Below are 24191 nucleotides of genomic sequence, written 5' to 3'. Positions count from 1 at the left end.
GATAATGAAAAACATGCCGACTCTTATAAACAACAATAATATCAATTAAATGTCACTAGCGTCACGGATTCAACAAGTATTTAAACCTCACGGTTCAAGCAATATCGTTGGGCTTAGTCTACAACAGCGCTCTATTCATCTATGTTCTTTAGATCATAGTCTTAATGCGCGTTGTAAGTTAATGGAACTAACAGATGGCGATTTCAATGCGGCATTTACTCGTGTGCATCAAAAATATAAACCAAGTGGTCAGTGCCATTTAGTTTTGTCTTCGAAACATAACCAAGTGGTACAAATTGATAAACCTGCTTTGCCAGAAGAAGAAATCAACAGTGCGTTAAAATGGCAAATCAAAGATTTAGTGTCAATTCCTCCAGAGAATATGGTGATTGACTATTTTGATGCACCTAAAACGTCAAATGACAGTGATAAAATACATGTGATTTGTGCGGCGAAAGATATGCTAGCAACGTGGTTAACATCATTGAATACTCAACAACTTAGTGTCGCATCAATTACTATTGAAGAGTTTGCCTTTGCTGCTTTAATGCCGAATATTGATGACGCTAAAATTCTATTATGCCAACAACCTAATGAAGATATGTTATTGCTCATTGTTAAACAAGGACGATTATACTTTCAAAGACGACTTCGAGGTATGGCGCAAATTGGTGAGAAAACAGAACAAGAACTTAGCTTTGGTACGATTGACTCATTGAGTTTAGAAATTCAGCGTTCTATGGATTACTTTGAGCGACAAATGAAACAAGCACCAATAAAAAGTATTGAGGTGTTAGTGCCCATTGAAAACGAAGCTTATTTAGCCCGGTGTTTAGCTGAAAATGCTAATGTTGCGGTCAATTTATTTACTATGCCAGAAGGTTTTGAACCATATCGTACCTATGCGGCGAGTTTAGGAGCGACACGTATTCAAGCTATGTCTGAGGTTGTCGATGGCTAAGTATTCGATAAATTTATTACAACCTGAACTTATTGCTAAACAGCCTACGTTGACGTTAGCGCGTGTCGTATCCTTATGGGTGTTTGTATTTATTGCCATGCTTTTGTGGCTAACGTGGTCGCACTATCAGCTTAATGACAGTAAAAAGCAAGTAGCGAAATCAACATTAGCAAAAGAAGCTTTAGTTACTCAGCAAATGACGCTCGAAAGTCAAGTAGCATCAAACAAAGCTGATACAGCCCTGGTAGAACAATTAGCAACCGTTAAATTACTGTTTAAAAATAAACAATTATTGCATCAGCAGTTGACGGATACCTCTTCCACACATGCTGCTGGATTTTCTGCGGCAATGACTGAGTTATCGCAATATCATCATCGTGATATTAGCTTAAAGCAGGTGACAATTTCAGGGGATTATATTCGCTTTTCCGGGGTAGCAAATACGCCAGAAAGTGTACCTTTGTGGTTAGCTGCGTTTGAGCAATCAACGTTTCTTTCTGGACATGTTTTTAGTCATTTCACCTTACAAGAAAATGATCAAAAGCTAACGGAGTTTGTCATAAGTTCTCGTCAACAGACAGGCAAGGAGCAATAAGATGAAGCAACGTTGGCAAATATATGCTGATAAGTTCTTGCAGATCACACCCCGAGAACAATACTTGATCATCCTAACTGGCTTGATTGCGATTATCTTCATTATATTTAGTATGTTCATTGACGATAATTTACTACAAATTGAAAAGCTTACTAAACAGCATCAACAAAATGTAGCTGATATTCAATCAACACAAATGACGGTTGATGTGCTTGCTGAGGCATTAAAGACAGATCCTAATGATGCGATCCGCAAACAGCTGAGCCAATATCAATTACAAATGAGTGAAGTTGATCAACAGCTTAGTTTATTAGCGTCAGATCTTATTAACCCCATTCAAATGCGGCATGCACTTATTGATCTATTGTCATCAAAAAAAGCTGTTTCGTTAACATCGTTCGATGTTTTTGCCGCAGAGCCTATGGAGTTAACTCCTGAAACTGAAAAGAAAAACGTTGCTGAACAACCTTTACCAGTACAATCATTATCATTGTATAAACATGGTGTTAAATTAACATTATCCGGAGATTATTTCGCACTAAAAGACTATATAGCAGCTTTAGAAAAACTGAAATGGAAGTTCTTCTGGCAAACATTTGATTATCAGTTAATGGCGTACCCTAAGGGTGAATTAACAATAACGATGTATAGCTTAAGCACGAATAAGGAGTTTTTAGGTGTATAAAGTATTGTTAAGTTTAGTGCTCGTTTCTTTTGTTAGCCTTGGGCAATCTACTGACCCAACAAAACCACTATTAAAGCAAGAAGTTGCCAGTGAACAACAGCAAGCTAACGCTGAACTTGTGCTTCAAAGCATTGTGCAATCAGGTAAACAATTTAACGTTGTTATTAATGGTACCTTGTTAAAACAAGGTGATAAGCTAAATCAATACCGATTGACTAAGGTTACACCGCGTTACGTATTACTTTCGTCTGATGAGAAAAATATAAAGCTGTCATTGTTCTCGTCCGTTGTCGACAATTCAAAGAAAAAAGATAATTAACTATGAATCAGCCTTCAAAAAGTATGTTACTAGGTGCAATGACAATCTTCTTAGCGAGTTGTCAATCTGTTCCACCACAACCCAAACATATTACCGACGAATTAGATAAAGCAATTGCTTCTGCAGAGAATACTAAAGCACCTAAACCCCTTGCGAGTCTTCCATCGGCGGTGCAGCAAGACTTAATGCAACAGAGTATGAATCAAGCAAGGCAAGGCTTATTATCTGAGAAGCGATTAGATATTGGTGCGAGTGGTGTTGATGCGCAAGCATTTTTTGCCGCGTTGGTAGAAGATTCTAGTTATAGTGTTGCTGTGCATCCAGGCGTGACAGGAGCAATTACCTTAAATTTAAAAGATGTCACACTGAATGAAGCGCTCGATGTTGTAGAGCAATTATATGGTTATGAAATTCACCAAACAGGCCAAGTTATTCAGATTTACCCGGCAGGTATCCGTACTGAAACAATACCATTAGATTATTTGTTCATTACTCGCGGTGGTTTTTCTACCATGAGTGTTAATTCAGGTGGTGTTGGTAATGCTGATAGTAATAACGGTGGTCAAAATAATGGCAACAATAACTCGAACAACAATAACCGACAAAATCAAAATGGTAACGGTGGTCAAAATAATCAATCGGCACAAATGAATGTTAATGGTACCAACGTATACACTGAGAATAAATCAGATTTTTGGAAAGAACTTGAAGAAAATTTAGAAAATTTAATTGGTGCAAGTGACAACTCAGAAAGCTCAGTGGTGGTATCTCCCCAGTCAGGTTTAGTGACAGTGCGAGCATACCCGAAAGATATCAAAGCAATTAAGCGCTTTTTAACCGGTACGCAAGAATTATTGCGCCGACAAGTGATTATTGAAGCAAAAATATTGGAAGTCACCTTAAATGATGATTACCAACAAGGGATAGAATGGGAAAGTATCCTTGGTAGCTTACATCGTGGTTTTAACGAAACCGCAATTGGTTTTAGTACTACTGGAAATATCGAAGGTAATGCTATTTCAAACACTATCGGTGGTGTTACTGGCATTAGCTTCTTTAAGAACACTGATTTTTCAGGGGTATTACGATTGCTATCGACACAAGGGAATGTACAAGTGCTTTCTAGCCCTCGTATTACGGCAACGAATAACCAAAAGGCGGTGATAAAAGTTGGTGATGATGAGTTTTTTGTCACTGAAGTTTCATCAACGACTACAACCGGTACTGCTACCACCACCACGCCAGAAATAGAATTAACGCCCTTTTTCTCAGGAATAGCGCTAGACGTTACACCGCAAATAGATGCTAATGGCGAAGTTATTCTTCATGTTCACCCTTCGGTGACAACAGTACAAGAGAAAACAAAAACCATACGCTTAGATGGTCAAGATTATGTGTTACCTCTGGCGCAAAGTAGCGTTAGAGAATCAGATACTGTCGTTAGGGCAAAATCAGGTGAAATTATCGTTATTGGTGGTCTTATAGAAACTACTAAAATTGATATGGAGTCTAAAACGCCGTTACTAGGTGATATTCCATTGATGGGTGAACTGTTTAAAAGCAAAAGTCAAAGTACTCAGAAGAAAGAGCTGGTACTGATGTTGAAACCGATAGTGACTGGTCAAGATACTTGGAAAAGCCAATTAGAAGATGCTCGACAATTATTGAAACAATGGTTTCCTGAAGAAGACACGCAATAAGCGCCTTAGGCATTTATATGTATCTTTATCATTTTGGTTTGCGTGAATTACCGTTTACCCTAACCCCAAATACCAACTTTTATTTGGGGATTGCACCGCACTATGAAGCCTTTGAAGTATTGCTGACAGCGTTAAAGACAGGTGAAGGTTTCATCAAGGTTATTGGTGAGGTTGGTACAGGAAAAACACTGCTATGTCGTAAGTTATTGAATGAAATACCAGAGCATTTTGTAACAGCTTATATACCTAACCCTTACTTACAACCAGATGAGCTTCGACGAGCAGTCGCGGTAGAGTTAGGTGTTAAACAAGCTCAAAGAATGTCGGTGCAACTGTTAACGCAACGTATTCAGGAACGACTTCTCACATTACACAGTCAAGGTCATTCAGTGGTACTAATTTTGGATGAAGCACAGGCGTTGCCGGCTGAAAGCTTAGAAGCATTAAGGCTTTTTACCAACTTAGAAACAGAAACACGAAAATTACTGCAAGTGGTGTTATTTGCGCAACCTGAACTTGATCAGCGATTAAATGAAACAAGGTTTAGACAATTAAAGCAACGCATCACTTTTTCATATGGTTTACGAGCTATGACTGGTGAAGAAGTTGCACAGTATATTGATCATCGTATGCATATTGCTGGCTATAAAGGTGCGCAGTTGTTTGATAAAAATTTATGTCAACAGATCGCAAAAGTTACAGAAGGCATTCCGAGGCTAGTCAATATCTTATGCCATAAAATGCTGATGTTAAGCTATGGACAAGGAACCTACCAATTGACTAAAACACATCTTAAACTTGCCGTAAAAGATACAGAAGCAACAGTTGAAAAAGCAGTAAGGGTTAATGGCTGGTTTGCTAGCGGTGTGCTATTGAGTATGTTATTGATAGGGTGGTACTTCCTTGGAGAAATACTGTGAGTGTAATTAACCAAATGCTAAAAGATTTAGATCAGCGCCAAGGTGATGAATCAATAAATAACGAAAGGCAGCACATATTTGCTACTCAACGTCAGCCAAAAAAAACATGGTTACTTATACTGCTTAGTTTGGTTTTAATTAATGTTTTTACCTTAATTATTTGGTGGCAATACCAAGAAAATCAACAATTAAAAGCTCAGCAAAATATAACTTCAACGGCTAACATTGCAAGTGAACAGCTTGAACATCAAGTAAAGTCACCGGCGGCCAGCATTAAGGAGTCTTCCCTTCAACGTTCGATTGATACTGAACGCCAAAATACGGTAGTTAAACAGTCTGTAAATCGAGTTGATGAAAATATAAGTTCGCAGGTTACCGAACAACAAAACGAAAACCAACAAATTGCTTTATCAATACAGAAAAATGTGCCATCGAACAATAGCAATGAACAGGTACACAGGCAGCAACCTACAACAACTAACAATACAGTTAAGCAACAAGAGAATGATACGGCTCAACAACACGTGAGCTCAAAAACTGACAGTAAACCAACACTTTCAATTGCACGTAAACAGTTAACGCCGAAAGAACTCGTTGATCAAAAAACAAATGCAGCTCAACAAGCCATAGAACGAAGTGAGATCAAACAAGCGGAACAACTTCTAGAAGAAATTTTATTAATACAACCAACACATCATTCAAGCAGAAAACAGCTTGCTGCACTCTGGTTTGGCCGACAAGATTATCGTGCGGCTTTAAATGTGTTGTTTCAAGGGATTTCACTCGCACCGCAAAACCCTGATTTTAGGATAATGCAAGCACGTATTTATATTAAGCAAGGCATGCTTTCAAATGCTATTGCAAGTTTGCTGCCGCTTGCCAAAGTCGATAATGTTGAATTTCAATCGCTTTTGGCATCGTTAACTCAGCAAGTGGGCGATCATAAAAAATCCGCAGCAGCGTATTTACGCCTTACTCAACTACAGCCTGCTCAAGGAAAATGGTGGCTAGGATATGCCGTTGCATTAGATAGCCAAGGCGAATTTAACTTAGCGAAAAGTGCGTACCGTCAAACTCAACAAACGAATGATATATCTGAAAGTACTCGTCAGTTTATTCGTCAACGACTGACAGAGATAGGAGAATAACACTATGGCTGCCCCTAAATTAAAAATGCGACTTGGTGATTTGCTTGTTCATGAGCATATCATTACTAATGAACAATTAATGCAAGCACTAAATAGTCAAAAATCAACGGGTAGAAAACTTGGTGATACCTTAATTGAATTAGGTTATTTAGGAGAACGACAGCTATTAGAGTTTCTTGCACAACAACTTGATGTGCCATTTTTAGATATTAGTCAGCGTAGAATTCCGACTGAAGTCGCAAAATTATTACCAGAAGTACATGCCCGACGTTTAAGAGCACTCATCATTGAAGATCAAGGTGATGCAGTACTTGTAGGCATGAGTGATCCAGCTGATTTAGGTGGTTTAGATCAACTTGAAGATATGCTTTCGCCACGCCGAATAAAACTTGCGGTAGTGATGGAATCTCAACTCTATCAAGCTTTTGATGGCTTATATCGCCGTACAGCAGATATAGAATCTTTCGCTAGCCAATTAGAAGAAGAATACGATCAATCTTCTGAATTTGATTTAACGACTTCGTTTGTCGATGAGGGCGGTGACGCAACCGTAGGGAAGTTATTACAATCAGTATTTGAAGATGCCGTGCAAATGCGTGCATCAGATATCCATATAGAGCCGGATGAAAACCTTTTACGTATTCGCCAACGTATTGATGGTGTGTTGCAAGAAAATGTATTAAAAGAAAATAAAATAGCCTCAGCCATGGTATTACGGTTGAAACTCATGGCAGGGTTAGATATTTCAGAAAAACGTTTACCGCAAGATGGCCGTTTCAATTTAAAAATTAAAGGGCACAGTATTGATGTGCGTATGTCGACAATGCCGGTGCAACATGGCGAGTCAGTGGTTATGCGTTTGTTAGATCAATCAGCAGGTTTACTGTCGCTTGATGAAACGGGTATGCCTGCTGAGCTAGTTGCACGGGTACGACATCAAATAACCCGTCCGCACGGCATGGTGTTGGTTACTGGCCCCACAGGTAGCGGTAAAACAACTACATTATATGGTGCGTTAAGTGAACTAAACCAGTCATCTAAAAAAATAATCACGGTTGAAGATCCCGTAGAATATCGTTTACCACGTATTAATCAGGTACAAGTTAACAGTAAAATAAATTTAAGCTTTTCAGGGGTGTTGCGTACGGCATTACGCCAAGATCCTGATATTATCATGGTGGGTGAGATGCGTGATCATGAAACCGTTGAAATTGGTTTACGAGGCGCATTAACAGGTCACTTGGTACTATCAACTTTACATACTAATGATGCTATAACTAGCGCATTAAGATTGATAGATATGGGCGCAGCAGGTTTTTTAGTGGGTAGCTCTTTACGTGCGATTATTGCCCAGCGGTTGGTACGACGCGTATGTGAAAGTTGTGCAAGTGAGCATGAACCAACCAGCCAAGAAAAAATGTGGTTATCCCACTTAGCAGGACAGAAAGCCACACAAGCAAGTTATAAACAAGGGACAGGTTGCCAATCGTGTCAATATACAGGCTATAAAGGCAGAATTGGTGTATTTGAATTGTTAGAAATGAATGAACCGATGATGGCGGCATTAAAAAGAGATGATGCTGAAATGTTTACTGAGCAAGCAAAAGCACACCCTAGGTTTATTCCTTTAGCGATGGCTGCTTTTGATTATGCCGCCCAAGGAATAACGACCGTTGAAGAAGTGTTACGCCTTGTTGAAATGGTTGATGTGAGCGAGTAACAAGATATGGCGGCATTTGATTATATTGGTAGAAATAGCAGCGGCACCCAGGTAAAGGGGTCAATTGAAGCCGCTAATGCTACGGCTGTAGCCGAGCAGCTAAATCGCCAGCAAATAATTCCAATCGCCATTGAGCCAAGTAAAAACAAATCAGGTGATGCCAATAATCAGTTGGATTTGGCGCAAATATTTGGTTCTTCACCTGTATCGTTAGATGATTTGATCGTGTTTTGTCGCCAGATGTATGCCTTAGTTCGTTCAGGGGTTCCCATTTTACGTGCTATCAATGGCATGGCAGATTCCAGCACGAACAAACAGTTAAAAAAAGCGTTAGTCGAGATAGCATCACAGTTAGAAGGGGGGTATGCGCTTTCTTCTGCGTTAAACCATCACCCGAGAATTTTTACGCCACTGTTTATTTCTTTGGTTCACGTAGGTGAAAATACCGGACAACTTGAACAAGCCTTTGCGAAATTAGCCAGTTATTTTGAACGTGAACAAGAGACGAGAAAACGCATTAAAACGGCCTTACGTTATCCGTCTTTTGTGATCATTGCGATTGTTATTGCCATTGTTATTTTAAATATTTTTGTTATTCCAACCTTTGCTGATATGTTTTCTAAGTTAGGTGCCGAGTTACCTTGGGCAACTAAAGCGTTAATTAATAGTTCAGCTTTTTTCTTAACATATTGGCCGCATATGCTCATTGTGTGTGTGCTTGGCTTTTTTGGCACGCGAAGTTATTTAAAAACCACTGATGGCCAATATCGCTGGGATCGTATCAAAACTCGCTTGCCAATTGTTGGCTCTATTATTGAACGTTCGATACTTGCACGCTTTTCACATAGTTTTGCCATTGTACTAAAAGCTGGTGTGCCGATGACTACAGGTCTATCCTTAGTATCAGAAGCTGTTGATAACAGCTATATGGGTAAGAAAATAGTTGCAATGCGTACCGCAATCGAGAGTGGAGAAAGTTTACTGCGTTCAGCAATAGCGAGTGAGTTGTTTACCCCGTTAGTATTACAGATGGTCGCTGTTGGTGAAGAAACTGGCCGAGTTGATGAGCTATTGCAAGAGGTAGCGGAATATTATGAACGTGAAGTTGATTACGAATTAAGTACGTTAACCGCTAAAATCGAACCTATTTTGATAGCGGTTGTTGCGGCCATGGTACTCATTTTAGCTTTAGGTATATTTACACCAATGTGGGATATGATGTCTGCGTTTAAGGGGTAAAAATGACACAGCAAGAGCAGGCAAATAGCCGAGAAAAATCACTCAGTGAAAATATTATTATTATTACGTTAGTGGCTTGCTTAATGTCAGTATTTATTTATTATTTCTTTAAGCAAGAACAACGCTTTACTAAAGTTAGCTTTGAAACCGCAGCATCAACGTTTTCCACTAGAGTAATGTCGATAAGAGCGCAATGGTTTATGGAAAATCAACCAAGTGTTGTTACTATTAAGAAAGAAGATATGACGATTTCTGTAAATGGGAAAGGCTGGGTTGACTTTCAGCAGGTTAACAATAATTGTGGCAAGATTTGGCAAGTTGTTATGCAATCACCGTTAACTTTTATGAACCAACCTGTCGCTGCTATTGAAAGGTTTAGAGAAAAGCCGACCTTACAAAGAAGTTGTCGGTATCAACTTGCTAGCGGAGAATACTTTGACTATGCCCTGCAAACAGGTACAGTGAGTCAGGTAATGGTAATAAAATAAAAAGGCGTCAATGTTAATAATCATTAGTAAATATAAACCAGTGACTTATTAGTTAAAACGTTGTTAGAATAATTTTAAGATCTTAATTGAGGTTGTGTCATATGAAAAAGCAATCAGGTTTCACATTGATTGAACTGGTTATCGTTGTTGTAATTTTGGGTTTTCTTGCGGTAACAGCAATACCTAAGTTTTTAGATTTAACCGATCGTGCTAAAGAAGCCAATATTGAAGGTATGGCCGGCGGCTTTGCAACGGGTATATCGCTGGCGAGAGCGCAATGGGAAGCGTTAGGTCGAGAACAAGATACTGGTGGCCGTAATGTCGTGAGTTATGACGGAACAGAAGTGCTATTAACCACAGAAGCTGCCGGTATTCGCCCTGGTTATGTGGTGGGTTCTACGGCTGTGAGCAATGATGGTGCAAGTCTAGGTGGTGGTTTTGATGCTGCAAATTGTGTTGACGTTTGGAACAGTATTTTACAGCAACCACCTAAAGTAACGGATGTTCCTGGTACCTTAAATAGCGACACTAGTATGCAATATTATGTAGCAAAAACCGGTACAGGTGCTGCAAGTACGTGTTTTTATTACTTGAAAGAAACCATTGCGAAAGACACTAATGGCGATTACGATGTTACTAACATCAATAGCGTTGCGAACTACTTTACATATCAACCCGCAAACAGTGCGGTTGCAATAACAATAAATAATTAATAATCGTTCGGGGATTTACTATGAAAAAATTATCAAATGTTAAAGGTTTTACCTTAATCGAACTTGTTGTGGTGATTGTCATTTTAGGTATTTTAGCAGCGACAGCCGCGCCTAAATTTATCGACCTAACTGGGGATGCAAAAGCGTCAGTGATGCAAGGTGTACAAGGCTCGATTAATTCGGCTGCTGATTTAGCTCATGCAAAAGCATTGGTTGAAGGTGAAACCTCAAGTAGCGCGTCTATTTCAATGGCTGGCGAAACGGTCAACCTTGCATTTGGATGGCCAACCAATGCATCAATTGTTGACTTAATTGATATTGATGAGTCAGTAAGTTTTGCTGCGGGGGCATTTTTTCATTTAGAGTCAAATGATCAAGCAAATTGTCGTGTGACTTATAACAATAACTTAACAAATATCAATGGTCGCCCTGAAATAACCGCGGTTGATTTAGATGCGTGTTAAGCGGTAATTGTATGCATTTAAACCGAGCGTTAACGCTCGGTTTTTTATACCAATAAAGCAATTAGTATTTATGATTCATTATAATTTTTAGCTGTGATAGACCAGTTGTTAACTAATGGGTAGGTCGCTTTTGCTTCTTGTAGTACACGTTGATAGTTTTTTTCATCTCCACTAATTTGATAACAAAATAAAAGCTGTTCATATAATGCTTTTCTCGGTTTTCGCTTTACTCTTTTTTCCGCCCAGCTAGCAAAGGCTGCTATTTTTTGAATGTCTTTATGCTTTACGCCTGAATACAGCATATTATGAAAGACAAGCGCCTCAATTTTACTTCGCCAAGGTAGTGGATTAATAATTGCTGCTAACTTATCTAACGTTTGCACCGAAGATTTTTGGTATTGCGTGACAATATAATTGGTGTGTAGTGTGGTTAGTAAAAAAGTTGTTGAGATCACTGTAATCAGTATTGCCGTTAATTTTGCGCTGCTATGCCATATTACTGTATAGGCTTTGTAACCGTTACGCTTAAAGGAGGATATAGCTCTACCTTCATTAGTGGTAATTGCGGTATCTGTTAGTAGTTTTTTAGAAACATACACAATGAGCATTGCAAATACTAACAAATGAGGCGTCGAGCTATAAAAAGGTAGCTCTGTTTGCGTATGCAAAGCAATAGGCATTAACAGCCCTAAACAAGCAACGGCTTGATAGGTGTTTTTACTGCTAACCATTAATCGAACAAATAAGCCTATCAATAATAAAAACCCAATCAGTGGTATAACACCGCCTTCAACAATCCATAACAGTGGCTCATTATGCGGATGGCTTAGATTAATTAAGGGTTCAGCTATTGCTGGCTGTTCTTTTTTTAATTGGTTGTGAAAGTCGAGGTATTCGCGCTCAAAGTGGCCATATCCAATTCCTGTTAACGGCTCAGTGAGCCAGAGTTTTAAACTAACGCTGTAAATAGTTTCTCTGACATTAACGCTGCGTTGTTCATCCTTTATATAACTGGGTTCATCAGTGTGCTTATTGATATAAAGCGTCGTCAGTACAGCCACAGCGATAACAACATAGCAAGCCAACGTACGTTTAATTGAACGTTTTATGAGTAAGGGGGTAATACAAATGAGCGCAGTCATTGCGCCGTATCTGCCCGTTAATGATAATAAATCGGTCAGTAAAACCGTAAAAATTGCGAGTAGAATTAAAAGTAGTACGAGCCATTTTTTTGCTAATAATTGCCGTGTTGCCATGAAATAACAGCAGATAGCGAAACCCGTTGCGATAAAACTTGCCATGACATTCGGCTGATAAAATAGACCATAAACACGATTACGTTGAGGATCAAAATGAAGTGGCGCAAAATATTCAGTGAGACTTAATTGAAAGAGTCCAACCGCGGCTTGAATGCTAACAGCTAATAAAATTAACCCTAAAAGTAAATGCTTTTTGTTCCGCCAAATATCAAATTGATGCAGCGCAATAATAAAAGCGATAGCAACACAAGCACCTAAAAATCGGGGAATGGCAAAGTCACGGTAATCTGCACCATAAAAGAAAGGTATCAATAAACACAATAAAACCGCTAATAAACTATATTCAAACCATGATATGGCAAATGTTTTCTCAGTAGACGCTTTAAATAACGCTAAAGCTATGGTTAACAGCATGCAAAGCCACGCTAACACATTGAATGAATAGGCTAAACCACTACCACCGGACGTCTCCATAATAAATGGCATACCAATAACAAAATAACCGAACAATAAGAAAAACGAGATTTGGTTAAAGCGAGCCATAAGGTGAAGAGTTAAGTTGCGTTAAACGCAGATTAAGTAGAAAGTGATTTTATTTCAACTTTTTAACGATTTTTACCCAAGAGTTGTATTTATTGAAGAATATTCATTATGATTGAAGTGTTATAGAAAGTTGATAGCAATACACTTGGGGTTACACACTAATGCATAAAAACGGCTTTACCTTAATAGAATTGATTGTGGTGATCATTGTCGTTGGTATTTTAGCGTCAATTGCTGTGCCTAAGTATATCGACTTTTCCGGTAATGCAAAAACAACAACCCTAGAAGCGATAAAGGCTTCGATTGAAGGAGGGATGGCACGAGTACATGGAAAGTCAGTGGTTGCAGGTAATCACCAATTACCGTTTGCACCGAATGCAAATACTGCATTAGCATTCCCGCGCGTAACCCTCGATGGTCAAATGGTTGCGGTGAGTTATGGTTATCCACTTGGCTCAGATAGTGAATGGCAAAAAATAATTACCTATGATCGCGATGAGTTTACACACACTGCCACTACTGATAGTACTCGGTTTATCATTTATCCAAAAGGTCAAGCAGTACCTAATAACATTAATGAAGACTGTATCGTGTTTTATCTAGCGGCTACCGATACATCTAAAGCTAAAGTGGGCATGAACCCTTGCCCATGATAACGACTCCACATCGCCCGTTACAAGGGTTTACCACCATTGAAATGGTCGTAACTATTATTATTTTAGCGATTGTTGCGGTAACGATTGTACCTAAATGGTTTACTAGCAACGGTTATGAAGAAATGACCTATCAAGATGAAATCATCACAACCTTGCGTGCTGTGCAAATGCGCGCAATGCAACAAGCAACGGATGAACATTGCCATACGGTAAAAGTGCAAGCGAAAACTATTGGGTTATTAGCAACAGATCTTAGTACCTCGAATAATTGTCATGCGAGTAATTGGCAGGATGATGCACGATATGACTTAACCAAAGAAGATGGCCCTACGAGTGTTCAAATAGATGCAAATCATGAGGTAGCTTTTAGCGGAGCAGATATTCAATTTGATAAGATGGGACGGCCGAACAATTGTACCGCACCTTGTGAAATACAGATACAAGGCAGCGAAAAAACCGTAAAAGTATTGGTAAATATAGAAGGCTTTATTTATGAAGGTTAAGAGTAAAGGCTTTACGTTAATCGAAACCATTGTTGGTATGGTGGTGCTTTCTATTTCATTTGCCGTTTTAACTAGTTTATTATACCCCGCGACTGAGCAAAGTGCGAGTGTATTGCATCAAATACGAGGTGCTGAATTAGCACAATCAATGCTCAATGAAATTCAGCAAAAAGCATTCGATGAAAATAGCGATAAGTCTGGAGGCCGATTACGCTGTGGTGAAACAGGTATTGCTGCATGCAGCACAAGCATGGGAAATGAAGAAGCTAATGAACGTAAGCAATTTGATGATGTAGATGATTACCATGGGCTAATTTATAACGTCGGTGAAATTGAAGATTCTCAAGAAAATGCTCTTGATTATTTAGGCTATACCTTATCGGTCAAAGTAGGCAATGATAGTGACTATAATGGTGCTACTTATGAAGAAGGTGATACTGATGATAATCGCAATACGGCAAAACTTATCACGGTGACTGTAACAACGCCAACAGGTTACGAACTTACGTTTTCAACCTACCGGACAAACCACTGATGTTCTCTCAAAGCTCTATACGTCAAGCGCATGGTTTTACCTTGATTGAGTTAATTACGGTTATTGTAATCCTGGGGATATTGGCGGTAGGTGTTAGTAACTTTTTGCAATTTGGCAGTAATATTTACGCCGAATCTACTGCTCGAGATAAGTTAGTTAGTGGTGCGCGATTTGCAATTGAACGACTAAATAGAGAAGTGCGACAAGCATTACCAAACTCTTTACGTGTGACAAATGCTGGTAGCTCAACGTGCTTAACCTTCATGCCGATATGGGGCGTAACGACTTATATTGATATTCCTGTATCGCCAGAGTCACCAAAAAACGCTATAGAAGTTGTACCATTTGAAGTGAGAGATATTGCAAACGCAGATAAAGTGATTGTGTACCCTACACATCAATCAGATACGAATGTAGCTTCTGGTAAAGTACAAAGCTTCACTACCATTGATGACTCAATAATACCCTGGCGGGTAAACTTTGCTACTAACGTGATATTTAATACAGATTCACCCACTAAGCGCGTTTATTTTATTGGCAATAACACTCAAATTTGCTTAACAAGCACAGGTACTTTACAGCGTAATAGTGTGACAATCGCTGAAGGTATAGACACAGCATCGTCAATTATTGAAGTGATACCAGCAAGTTTACAACGAAACGCGTTAGTGCGTATTTCGCTGTTATTTAAAGAAAATGATGAACAAGCATTGTTTAGTAATGAGATACAGGTGCCAAATGTTCCATAGCGTATCAGGAAAAAATACAATGAATAGAAAGCAACTACGAGGCAGTGCGCTTGTGATCGCTATTTTCGTTATTGTTGTCATGAGTTTACTTGGCGTAGCATTAGTAAAAATGCTACGCACAAGTAGCAATACCGTGGTTTATGAAGTGCTTGGCACTCGCGCTTTTCATGCTGCTCAAACAGGTATGCAATGGCAACTAAATAAACTCTTCCCATTAAACAACCCTGCACAACGTTGCACATCTTTTGGGCCTGCGCCACGGATTGATTCTGTCGATGGTTTTCAAAATTGCCAAGTGATAAATACAACGTGTGAAGACAATATTGAAGTTTCTGGTGTGCGTTATTACCGATTAACTAGCACGGGAAGCTGCGCTGTTGATGATGTTGTGACATCTCGAACGATAGAAGTACAGGCACGTAGTTTATAACACTCCTGTAACACAATATTGTAGGATTTCTTTACAGTATTAAATTTTTCACCGTTAAATTTTTCATCAATATATTGAAAATAATGAAAAATATATTATTGGCATGTAATTTGATTGTAAAAACTCAAGATTACACGTTTTGTGAGTCTTCTCATTAAATAGAGGTGGTATTAATGAAAAGTTTTTTTAGCCTAATATTATTATCGATATGTTTAACTAGTGCTTCACAGGCAACGCTGATCACTAATTTAACGCAGTCTGAACTTGATAGTCATGATTATACTAACGCGGTCGATCAGTTATCATCAGCCTCTGAAAATATTCACTATGTTTCAGCAAATGGGTGGGATTATGCATGGGTTTCACCAGTAAATGCAGAAACTTGGGGAACAAACACATTATACGCGCCTGAAGTTCAACAAAACTGGACGTATGCTACGTTAGAACAATTGGTGTTTATTCATCAGGTATTAACTTTAGATGCTTTTACCATTAAAGATGCTCAGGGAAATGCGACAGGTTATATCCACGCTGTAGAGTATTTTAATTCCGTTTTTACTGGTCTGAATCAGAATATATTAGATCAAGACGTTGTCACTACAAGTGATTTCCTTATTGGTATAATTGCCAGTGAGCGAAACGAAGCGGGGCTAATTCCTTTTTATCTTGATTTTGCTGATACCTTTTATGTAAGGGAATCGTTAGTTGACACCCCATCAGCTGATGTACCTGAACCAGCGTCATTACTTTTAATTGCGCTAGGTCTTGTTTTTATAGTGTCTCGTAAGTTAGTACGTTACTAGATTGATTACCGCTTTTACACATAACGATGTTGTTTATGAGAACATTGTTATTCGTAACCCGATGTTTCATGAAAATCTTCCCCGCACATGCGGGGTTTTTTCTTTTTGTATTGCTGTCGCAATTGAAATTAATATTATTTTTATAAATACAAGCTGTTACTTGTCAATTCGATAACATCAGAGTACCTTTTAACTAATCATGTGCGAAACCGTGTCAAGGAACATATGTATATTAAGGTATTTGCTGCTACCATTTTGTTATGTTGTTCAGTGGTTGCTAATGCAATAGATTGTTCAGAGATCTTTCCTCAGCAAGATCATTCATTTGCTGTGAACGGCAGTAAACAATTTTTTTCGTATGGTGATGATAGTGAATGTAATAGCAATAAGTGCAAGAGCGTTACTATACCGACCTTTACCCCCCCTTCTGTAACCGGTTTACCCAATAACGGCGCGTTTAATCTAACCACCGTAACCGATGGGGTTTATTATTATTCTAGTTGGGGACTTACTGACAGTGAAGGGCTGACATTTTCTGGAGCAGGTACAGCGGTTATTTACATTGACGGAAACGCGACAATTCCTGTTGGTTCTGAAGTTAACTTATCAGGAGTACCAAGCAATATTTTAATTGTTGTAACTGGAGCCTTAACGATTGCCGACGATGTCAAAATTAATGCGAATATTTATGTGGCTGGTTCTGCTGTAATAGGAAGTTTGGGTGGGAATGACTTTGATATTAATGGCGCTATTTCAGTTGGTGGAGCGCTAGCGGTATATGGTGAAGGTGAATTTGATTTTGATGCTGAAGATATAACCGATATGGATACACATGGTTTATGTGTCAATACTAAACCTTTTGACTTTTCTTGTAATTCAACATTTGTCGATGGTTTAACGAGCCACACAAATAATGGCCAAATACATTTTTATCGTGATAGTAAAATTATCAATAATCCTGATAACCTTCTCGCTACAGCAAGGATTATGCATTCAAGTAATAATTCTTCTTGTGATATCTATGGGCAATGTTCAGCTTCAGGTTCACCAACCACTAAAATTGTCGAGTCTCGATTTAAAACAACATCAAGTAGCCGAGATTTCAGTGTCTCACGAAATAGTACGAGAACTATCAATGGCAATAACTTTGAAGAAGTCGAAATAGAAAGAGATGGCACGTTAAACTTTTCATCTAACTATTCTGAATATCGCATTGAAACACTATCATTAAAAGCTAACGCTACTTTGCGCTTGACGCCAGGTGATTATTGGATTGAAGAGTTAACCTATTCAGGCGTTGCTCTTAATTTTGAAGTGATTGGCAGTGGCTTAGTACGTCTGTTTTTTAAAGATGGTGATGGAAATAATAATGCGCTGGAGTTACCAAGAAATACTACGATAAATCAGGGGGGGAATGCGAGTGAATTTCATATTTATGCCTATCAAGGCGTAAAGTTAAACCGTAACGTTAATCTGACTGCGCTCTTATATGCCATTGAAGATATTGAAATTGAAAGGAGCGCCACTATTTTAGGCGCAATTTCGGGTGATAATATTGAATTGAAGCGAGACTCTTTTGTTACTTACAGTTGTGGCTCAACAGCACAACCAAAAGAAGTGTTGCATTTAAAAATGGAAGAGCCAACGTGGCAAGGTGGCACTGGCTTAGTTACTGACAGTATTAATGGCATCAACGGTACTGCTTATAATGGCGCTAATACCGTTGGTAATGCGTCATGTCGATATGGTGAGTTTGATGGACGTAACGATCACGTTGAAATTCCCCACAACGACCTATTAAACGGTTCTTCAACCTTAACTTATGCTGCTTATTTTAGGGCGAATAGTTGGAATGGTACTACACAAATAATGGCCAAATCAGTACACGGCGGTGGATCTGGTAGAGCACAAATGGGTATTTTTTCTGAAAGAGGTGTTTTAAAGGGGCGGGCCGAAACGGTTAATGGTAGGCATGAAATTACGTCGTCATTACCTGCAATATTAGGTGATTGGGTACATGTTGCTTTGGTATTTGATGGTTCAAGTTTAAAGCTATATCAAGACGGTGTCGTTGTTGCTAGTAAATCTTTCTCTGCGACAACATTAGTTCAAACCAATGACCCATTAGCGATCAGTAAACGGGTAGGTACCAATCAATATTTCTTCCATGGTCTTATTGATGATATTCATGTTTTTCAAAATGCATTATCTGCCGCAGAAGTACAAACGCTTATTGATAACAACCCGAGTTGTCCACTGACCGATGTGGATCATTACTTAATCACGCACAGTGGAACAGGATTAACATGTGAACCGGAGCCCATCACAATAAAAGCATGTACCAATAGCTTTGGCGCAAATTGTGTAGAATCGAGCAATATTGTCAATGTAGATCTTGTTGCTACAGGTAGTTCACATGCCGTGACTCAAACGGTCAGTTTTATTGGCAGCACCACGGTTGATTTACCTTTTCAAGTCGCAGAGACGGCGACGTTATCAATTAATAATGCCAGTATTGCAGCTAGCAACGGATACGTATGTAATAGTAATAATCCAAATGATTGTGAAATCACGTTTAGTAACGCGGGCTTTAAAATTACCGGCTTCAATAACATTGAAGTTGCTGGCGAGCCAATGCTTTCTGCTGGAAACTCGAGAATCTTTATTCAAGCAGTGAAAGATAATAAAGGGGTATGCCAAGGATATTTTGATACCCCAGGCGTTAGAGATATTGATTTCGCCATGAAAGCTATCACGCCAAATACAACCAATGGCACGCAGGACTACGCCATGGGCAATAGCATAATACCGAAGTACAACGGTGCAACGCCCAGTCAATATACATCGGTCAGTTTAACGTTTGATGTGAACTCGCAAGCGCAATTGCCGAATAACCTCTATGATGATGCAGGTGAAATTGCGTTATATGCCAAGCACACTATTCCCGCTACTGTAGACAACCCTGCAATCACGCTTGTTGGAGACAGTGATGTTTTTTATGTAAGGCCTTATGCGTTTTTAATTTCAGCCTTTACTTCTTCCGGAAATAGCCTAGATAACACAAGCGATACTGGGGGAAGTATTCAAAAAGCGGGTGAAGCGTTTAATTTATCGATAAAAGCCGTGAATAAATCAGGTGATGTGACAAAGAATTTTAACAAAAATGTTGAGTTGGCGTTACAACGCACAGCGCCATTTAGCGAAGGTGATGAGGGAGTATTGGTTGCTAAAAGTGTATTAGGGTTAGTGTCAAATACCCTCGCAGAAAATTATACCGGTGTCACGGTGCCTTTTTCTCAAGGGGAATACAATAGCACAGTCAATGATCAAGGTGCGGCATACAGTGAAGTAGGATTAATTAAATTGTTTGCTCGTGAAGTACAAAATGCCAATAACAACAATAATCATGCGCAAGGCCAGTCGGCTATCGGGCGATTTGTGCCGGCGCAGTTTGCGATGATCAGTAGTGGTGTAGATAATTTTTGTAATGCTATGACATATATGTCTCAACCAGAAATTAAATTCAATTATCAGATAGAGGCGCAAAATTCAAAAGGTGTTAAAACTGAAAATTATCTTAAAACTAGCAATTTTGACTTTATTAAGGCGAATATTACTTTTGTTGCTGAAAATGCCAATGTAACGGATTTAACAACGCGATTAGCTGACTTTAAAGGCAGTTGGCAATCAGGTGTTTATGAAAATGATGACGATCATTTAGGTGATGACCTTGGTAAATTTAATCGACTAACAACTATCGATGGTCCCTATGAACAACTTCGGTACGGTATTAAGCTTGTTGATCCTGAAGGCAGTGAATTACTAAGTTTAGATATGTTATCGAATGCGGGTAACTTTACCGCGAAAGCATTGGCAATCGATGTTAGTGAAATGCTTTATGGTCGATGGGTCATGGATAATGCTTATGGTCCAGAAACCGAAGACTTACCCGTTGCAATGACGGTTGAATATTTTAATGGTGGTAAGTTTATGACCAATACAAGTGATAGCTGTACGACTCCGTCATTAAATAGAACGCCTAACGATAAAGTTGCTTCTGGTGCAATTTTTAGTGGTGGCTTAGGGGAAGGACAATATCGATTGTTTGATGAAGATAATTCAGATGGATTAACAGCTTCAGATGTTGAAGCGGCAACTTCAGGTGCTTTTGCCGCGGGACACTTTATTGAACAGCCAAGCCGATTTACTTTCAGCGCCCCCAGAAATGGTGAACAAGGTGTATTACGGTTTGAATATGAAGTGCCTGCATGGTTAAAATACGATTGGCAAGATAATGGCAATAACGATGATAACCCTGCAGCGTTATTAAATTTTGGTCTATTTCGTGGTAACGATCGGGTAATTTCGTGGCGAGAAATTCAAAAATAACCGCTTTTTGACATTTTCATGAAAAAAGTTGCAAAAAAACGTGTTTTTTTCATCATTGAGGCATCACATCTAGTACATACTGGGGTATGATTACCGACAATTAGCAAAATAATTGAAGTACGCTATGGCAGGCATGTTGTAGTCAAGTAGCAAGGACATTTAGACCTTATGTTTAAAAAATTAAGAGGCATGTTTTCAAACGATTTATCAATCGATTTAGGAACAGCAAATACACTCATTTATGTTAAAGAACAAGGCATCGTACTTAACGAGCCATCCGTAGTTGCTATTCGTCAAGACAGAGCCGGTGGTTCAAAAAGTGTTGCCGCAGTGGGAACCGCTGCAAAACAAATGTTAGGTCGTACGCCTGGTAATATTGAGGCTATTCGTCCGATGAAAGACGGCGTAATCGCTAACTTTTTCGTGACTGAAAAAATGTTGCAATACTTTATCAAGCAAGTACACAGCAATAATTTTTTACGTCCTAGTCCACGTGTATTAGTGTGTGTGCCTTGTGGTTCAACACAAGTGGAACGCCGTGCTATTCGTGAGTCTGCACTTGGTGCTGGTGCGCGTGAAGTTTATCTTATTGATGAACCAATGGCAGCAGCTATTGGTGCTGGCATGCCTGTTTCTGAAGCAACAGGTTCAATGGTGGTAGATATCGGTGGTGGTACTACCGAAGTGGGTATTATTTCATTAAATGGTGTGGTGTATTCGTCATCAGTACGCATTGGTGGTGATAAGTTTGACGATGCGATCATAAATTATGTGCGTCGTAACTTTGGTAGTTTAATTGGTGAAGCAACGGCTGAACGCATTAAGCACGAAATAGGCTCTGCATATCCAGGCGAAGAGCTAATTGAAATAGAGGTACGTGGTCGTAACTTAGCTGAGGGGGTTCCGCGTAGTTTCACGCTTAATAGCAATGAAATTCTAGAAGCTTTACAAGAGCCGTTAACCGGTATTGTTAGCGCAATCATGGTAGCGTTAGAGCAATCTCCGCCAGAATTAGCGTCTGATATTTCAGAGCGCGGTATGGTATTAACCGGCGGTGGAGCCTTATTGAAAGACTTAGATCGTTTATTAATGGAAGAAACAGGTATTCCTGTTGTTGTTGCTGATGATCCTCTAACTTGTGTTGCACGAGGTGGTGGTAAAGCCTTAGAAATGATTGATATGCATGGTGGCGACTTGTTTGCCTACGAATAATAACGAGCTTTATGCTTGTTATGACACTTTATGAATTCGTTAGAAGTACTCTTTGGTAACAATCAATATCGTGCTTTTTTCTCATGTTAAAGTGTATTGTAGGCGCATAAATTGACGCCAGATGGCTTAAGTAATTTACATTATGCGCGATTAAATTTAATAAAAAAGAGAAACTATATTCTCGATGAATCCTATATTCAAACATGGACCTTCTCCACAGCACCGGCTAGTTCTGGTGCTGTTTTGTTCTGCGCTATTGATATTTTTTGACCATAAAATGAATAGTTTCGAGTTTGTGCGTGGCTATTTACAGTCTATGGTAAGTCCATTGCAATACTTAGCTACAACCCCTAAACAAGCGATTGATTGGGCAGTAGAGAATTTAACTACCAGACAGCATTTGATAGAAGAAAATCAACGACTTAAATCAAATGAATTGCAATTTCAAGAGCAGGCAATGCAACTTAATATTCTTAAGCAAGAAAATGATAGGTTACGTTCGTTGTTGTCATCTCCTGTGCGCAAAGATGCTAAGAAAATGGTGGCTGAGATTTTATCCGTCGATAGCGACCCTTATTCTCACCAAGTGGTTATTAACCGAGGCGCTAACGATGGTGTGTTTGAAGGACAAGCCATTATTGATGAAAAGGGTATTGTTGGCCAAATATTACATGTTGGTACTATTACAAGTCGGGTATTATTAATAACAGATGTTACTCATGCTGTGCCGGTGCGAAACCGTAGAAACGGTATACGTATGGTAGCCAACGGTACAGGTACTATTGATCGATTAGTGCATAATTTTGTGCCACACAGCACAGATGTGTTAGTAGGTGACTTACTGGTAACATCAGGCCTTGGCGGTAAATACCCAGAAGGTTATCCAGTTGCTAAAGTTGTAGCCGTTAAAATGGATGAATCTAGACCATTTGCACAGGTTCAAAGTGAGCCAGTTGCGCAAATAAATCGACTACGTTATGTCTTACTTTTATGGCCAGAAAAACCAACACCAATATTTTCAAGTAAAGATGCATTAACAGTAGCGCCGGAGAGTGAAAATGCTGGCTCATAACGGTATTATTATTCTATTAACTTTATTAGTAGCGATAGTCGGTTCTATTATGCCGCTACCATTAAACGTTGATGCCTTTAGACCTGATTGGGTGTTGGTAGTCTTACTTTATTGGACCTTAGCATTACCAAGCCGAGTAAATGTGATCACAGCTTGGTTAATGGGTTTTCTACTTGATGTACTTTTAGGGTCGGTACTAGGGGTACATGCGGCAGCAATGGCATTATGTGTGTATATTGTTGCAGGAAACTTTCAAAAAATTCGTAACTTTTCAGTTTGGCAGCAAGCACTTATTGTTGGTGTACTATCAGCTTTATATCACTTGTTGGTGTTTTGGTTTCAACGCTTTTTAACGGATATTATCTTTTTACCAAGCTACTTATATCCAGTGATCACCACAATCATTTTATGGCCGTGGGCTTTTTTATTATTACGAAAAATACGCCGGCATTTTGGTATTAAATAACAGGAGTGTGCATGTCACAACTGTACTCATTGATTTTAGCCTCGCAATCTCCACGACGAAAAGCATTTCTTTCGCAATTAGGCTATCAATTTGAAAGTATTAGCCCAGATATTGATGAATCGTTAAAAGCGCAAGAAACACCTGATGATTATGTAGCACGTTTAGCGTTAGAAAAAGCACAATGTATTGCTAATCAATTTGCCGATACAACGGTTGTTATTGGTTCTGATACTTGTGTTGTTTACCAACAACGTATTTTAGGAAAGCCAGAAAATCTACAACAATGCAGGGAATATTTGATGTTACTGTCAGGAAATACTCATCAAGTATACACAGGCGTGGCGGTTGTTCAGCAAGCGTTAAGCAAAACATCAGTAGTTTGTACTCATGTGGAGTTTGATGAGATATCTGATGCCGAAATAAACGCTTATTGGCGCAGTGGGGAACCTAAAGATAAAGCAGGTGGCTATGGTATTCAGGGAATAGGCGGTCAATTTGTTAAGGCAATCAATGGCAGTTATTCTTCAGTTGTTGGCTTACCGTTATCTGAAACCAAACAACTTTTAACACAGTTTAATATCTTTACCCCCTTCAATCGCACGACTACCAAATAAAGGAAGTT

The 24191-nt window shown here is 39.1% G+C and carries 24 protein-coding genes; 23 read left to right on the top strand and 1 reads right to left on the bottom strand.

Annotated features, from left to right (window positions below; genetic code table 11):
* The first annotated feature begins 49 nt into the window (after window positions 1–49).
* From QUE72_RS15665 to QUE72_RS15610, 12 genes are all read left to right on the top strand, one after another.
* A complete protein-coding gene (locus QUE72_RS15665) occupies window positions 50–961 on the top strand; it encodes an MSHA biogenesis protein MshI (protein WP_286270026.1) in 912 nt (303 codons plus the stop codon).
* A complete protein-coding gene (locus QUE72_RS15660; protein WP_286270025.1) occupies window positions 954–1556 on the top strand; it encodes a PilN domain-containing protein in 603 nt (200 codons plus the stop codon). Before QUE72_RS15665 ends, QUE72_RS15660 begins: the two co-directional genes overlap by 8 nt.
* 1 nt (window position 1557) lies before the next feature.
* Entirely contained in the window at window positions 1558–2241 is a 684-nt protein-coding gene (locus QUE72_RS15655; RefSeq protein ID WP_074500248.1) for a hypothetical protein, read from the top strand.
* Window positions 2234–2560 (top strand): hypothetical protein, encoded by a 327-nt coding sequence (locus QUE72_RS15650; protein WP_286270022.1) that lies wholly within the window; start codon window positions 2234–2236, stop codon window positions 2558–2560. The genes QUE72_RS15655 and QUE72_RS15650 overlap by 8 nt, the downstream gene beginning before the upstream one ends.
* Before the next feature lie 2 nt (window positions 2561–2562).
* Window positions 2563–4260, top strand: a complete 1698-nt coding sequence (gene mshL / locus QUE72_RS15645; RefSeq protein ID WP_286270021.1) for a pilus (MSHA type) biogenesis protein MshL — start codon at window positions 2563–2565, stop codon at window positions 4258–4260.
* A gap of 17 nt (window positions 4261–4277) precedes the next feature.
* The gene (locus QUE72_RS15640; protein WP_286270019.1) at window positions 4278–5180 is read left to right on the top strand and encodes an ExeA family protein; all 903 of its coding nucleotides are present in this window, start codon (window positions 4278–4280) and stop codon (window positions 5178–5180) included.
* On the top strand, window positions 5177–6328 hold the full coding sequence (locus QUE72_RS15635) for a tetratricopeptide repeat protein (RefSeq protein WP_286270017.1): 1152 nt from the start codon (window positions 5177–5179) through the stop codon (window positions 6326–6328). Before QUE72_RS15640 ends, QUE72_RS15635 begins: the two co-directional genes overlap by 4 nt.
* Window positions 6329–6332: 4 nt before the next feature.
* A complete protein-coding gene (locus QUE72_RS15630) occupies window positions 6333–8048 on the top strand; it encodes a GspE/PulE family protein (RefSeq protein WP_286270015.1) in 1716 nt (571 codons plus the stop codon).
* Window positions 8049–8054: 6 nt separating this feature from the next.
* Window positions 8055–9287, top strand: coding sequence for a type II secretion system F family protein (locus tag QUE72_RS15625; RefSeq protein ID WP_286270014.1), 1233 nt, complete (start codon window positions 8055–8057; stop codon window positions 9285–9287).
* A 2-nt stretch (window positions 9288–9289) separates the two neighbouring features.
* On the top strand, window positions 9290–9775 hold the full coding sequence (locus QUE72_RS15620) for a hypothetical protein (RefSeq protein WP_286270012.1): 486 nt from the start codon (window positions 9290–9292) through the stop codon (window positions 9773–9775).
* A 101-nt stretch (window positions 9776–9876) separates the two neighbouring features.
* Window positions 9877–10488 carry a pilus assembly FimT family protein gene (locus QUE72_RS15615; RefSeq protein ID WP_286270010.1) on the top strand — a complete coding sequence of 204 codons (612 nt, stop codon included), beginning with the start codon at window positions 9877–9879 and terminating at the stop codon, window positions 10486–10488.
* Between the two features lie 20 nt (window positions 10489–10508).
* A complete protein-coding gene (locus QUE72_RS15610; protein WP_286270008.1) occupies window positions 10509–10952 on the top strand; it encodes a type II secretion system protein in 444 nt (147 codons plus the stop codon).
* Between the two features lie 68 nt (window positions 10953–11020).
* Here the strand turns inward: QUE72_RS15610 and QUE72_RS15605 are convergent, their stop codons facing one another.
* Window positions 11021–12754, bottom strand: a complete 1734-nt coding sequence (locus QUE72_RS15605; RefSeq protein ID WP_286270006.1) for a PglL family O-oligosaccharyltransferase — start codon at window positions 12752–12754, stop codon at window positions 11021–11023.
* 161 nt (window positions 12755–12915) lie between these two features.
* Here QUE72_RS15605 and QUE72_RS15600 point away from each other — a divergent pair, with 161 nt between their 5' ends.
* The 11 genes from QUE72_RS15600 to QUE72_RS15550 all read left to right on the top strand — a co-directional run bounded on the left by QUE72_RS15600 (window position 12916) and on the right by QUE72_RS15550 (window position 24183).
* Entirely contained in the window at window positions 12916–13407 is a 492-nt protein-coding gene (locus QUE72_RS15600) for a prepilin-type N-terminal cleavage/methylation domain-containing protein (RefSeq protein ID WP_074500272.1), read from the top strand.
* On the top strand, window positions 13404–13913 hold the full coding sequence (locus QUE72_RS15595; RefSeq protein WP_074500274.1) for a type II secretion system protein: 510 nt from the start codon (window positions 13404–13406) through the stop codon (window positions 13911–13913). The genes QUE72_RS15600 and QUE72_RS15595 overlap by 4 nt, the downstream gene beginning before the upstream one ends.
* Entirely contained in the window at window positions 13903–14448 is a 546-nt protein-coding gene (locus tag QUE72_RS15590; RefSeq protein ID WP_286270005.1) for a type II secretion system protein, read from the top strand. The genes QUE72_RS15595 and QUE72_RS15590 overlap by 11 nt, the downstream gene beginning before the upstream one ends.
* On the top strand, window positions 14448–15197 hold the full coding sequence (locus QUE72_RS15585) for a type II secretion system protein (RefSeq protein ID WP_286270003.1): 750 nt from the start codon (window positions 14448–14450) through the stop codon (window positions 15195–15197). The genes QUE72_RS15590 and QUE72_RS15585 overlap by 1 nt, the downstream gene beginning before the upstream one ends.
* Before the next feature lie 19 nt (window positions 15198–15216).
* The gene (locus QUE72_RS15580) at window positions 15217–15627 is read left to right on the top strand and encodes a pilus assembly PilX N-terminal domain-containing protein (RefSeq protein ID WP_074500282.1); all 411 of its coding nucleotides are present in this window, start codon (window positions 15217–15219) and stop codon (window positions 15625–15627) included.
* Between the two features lie 173 nt (window positions 15628–15800).
* Entirely contained in the window at window positions 15801–16430 is a 630-nt protein-coding gene (locus tag QUE72_RS15575; RefSeq protein ID WP_286270002.1) for a PEP-CTERM sorting domain-containing protein, read from the top strand.
* 225 nt (window positions 16431–16655) lie between these two features.
* Window positions 16656–20819 carry a LamG domain-containing protein gene (locus tag QUE72_RS15570; RefSeq protein ID WP_286270000.1) on the top strand — a complete coding sequence of 1388 codons (4164 nt, stop codon included), beginning with the start codon at window positions 16656–16658 and terminating at the stop codon, window positions 20817–20819.
* A 168-nt stretch (window positions 20820–20987) separates the two neighbouring features.
* The gene (locus QUE72_RS15565; protein ID WP_074500290.1) at window positions 20988–22031 is read left to right on the top strand and encodes a rod shape-determining protein; all 1044 of its coding nucleotides are present in this window, start codon (window positions 20988–20990) and stop codon (window positions 22029–22031) included.
* Between the two features lie 184 nt (window positions 22032–22215).
* Entirely contained in the window at window positions 22216–23103 is an 888-nt protein-coding gene (gene mreC, locus QUE72_RS15560) for a rod shape-determining protein MreC (protein WP_074500293.1), read from the top strand.
* Window positions 23090–23569 (top strand): rod shape-determining protein MreD, encoded by a 480-nt coding sequence (mreD, locus tag QUE72_RS15555; RefSeq protein WP_074500296.1) that lies wholly within the window; start codon window positions 23090–23092, stop codon window positions 23567–23569. Before mreC ends, mreD begins: the two co-directional genes overlap by 14 nt.
* Before the next feature lie 11 nt (window positions 23570–23580).
* Entirely contained in the window at window positions 23581–24183 is a 603-nt protein-coding gene (locus QUE72_RS15550; RefSeq protein ID WP_074500298.1) for a Maf family protein, read from the top strand.
* Window positions 24184–24191: the final 8 nt, after the last annotated feature.

The sequence above is a fragment of the Thalassotalea hakodatensis genome, assembly GCF_030295995.1.
Lineage (GTDB): Bacteria > Pseudomonadota > Gammaproteobacteria > Enterobacterales > Alteromonadaceae > Thalassotalea_C > Thalassotalea_C hakodatensis.
This window is presented reverse-complemented; position numbering and strand designations above follow the sequence as displayed.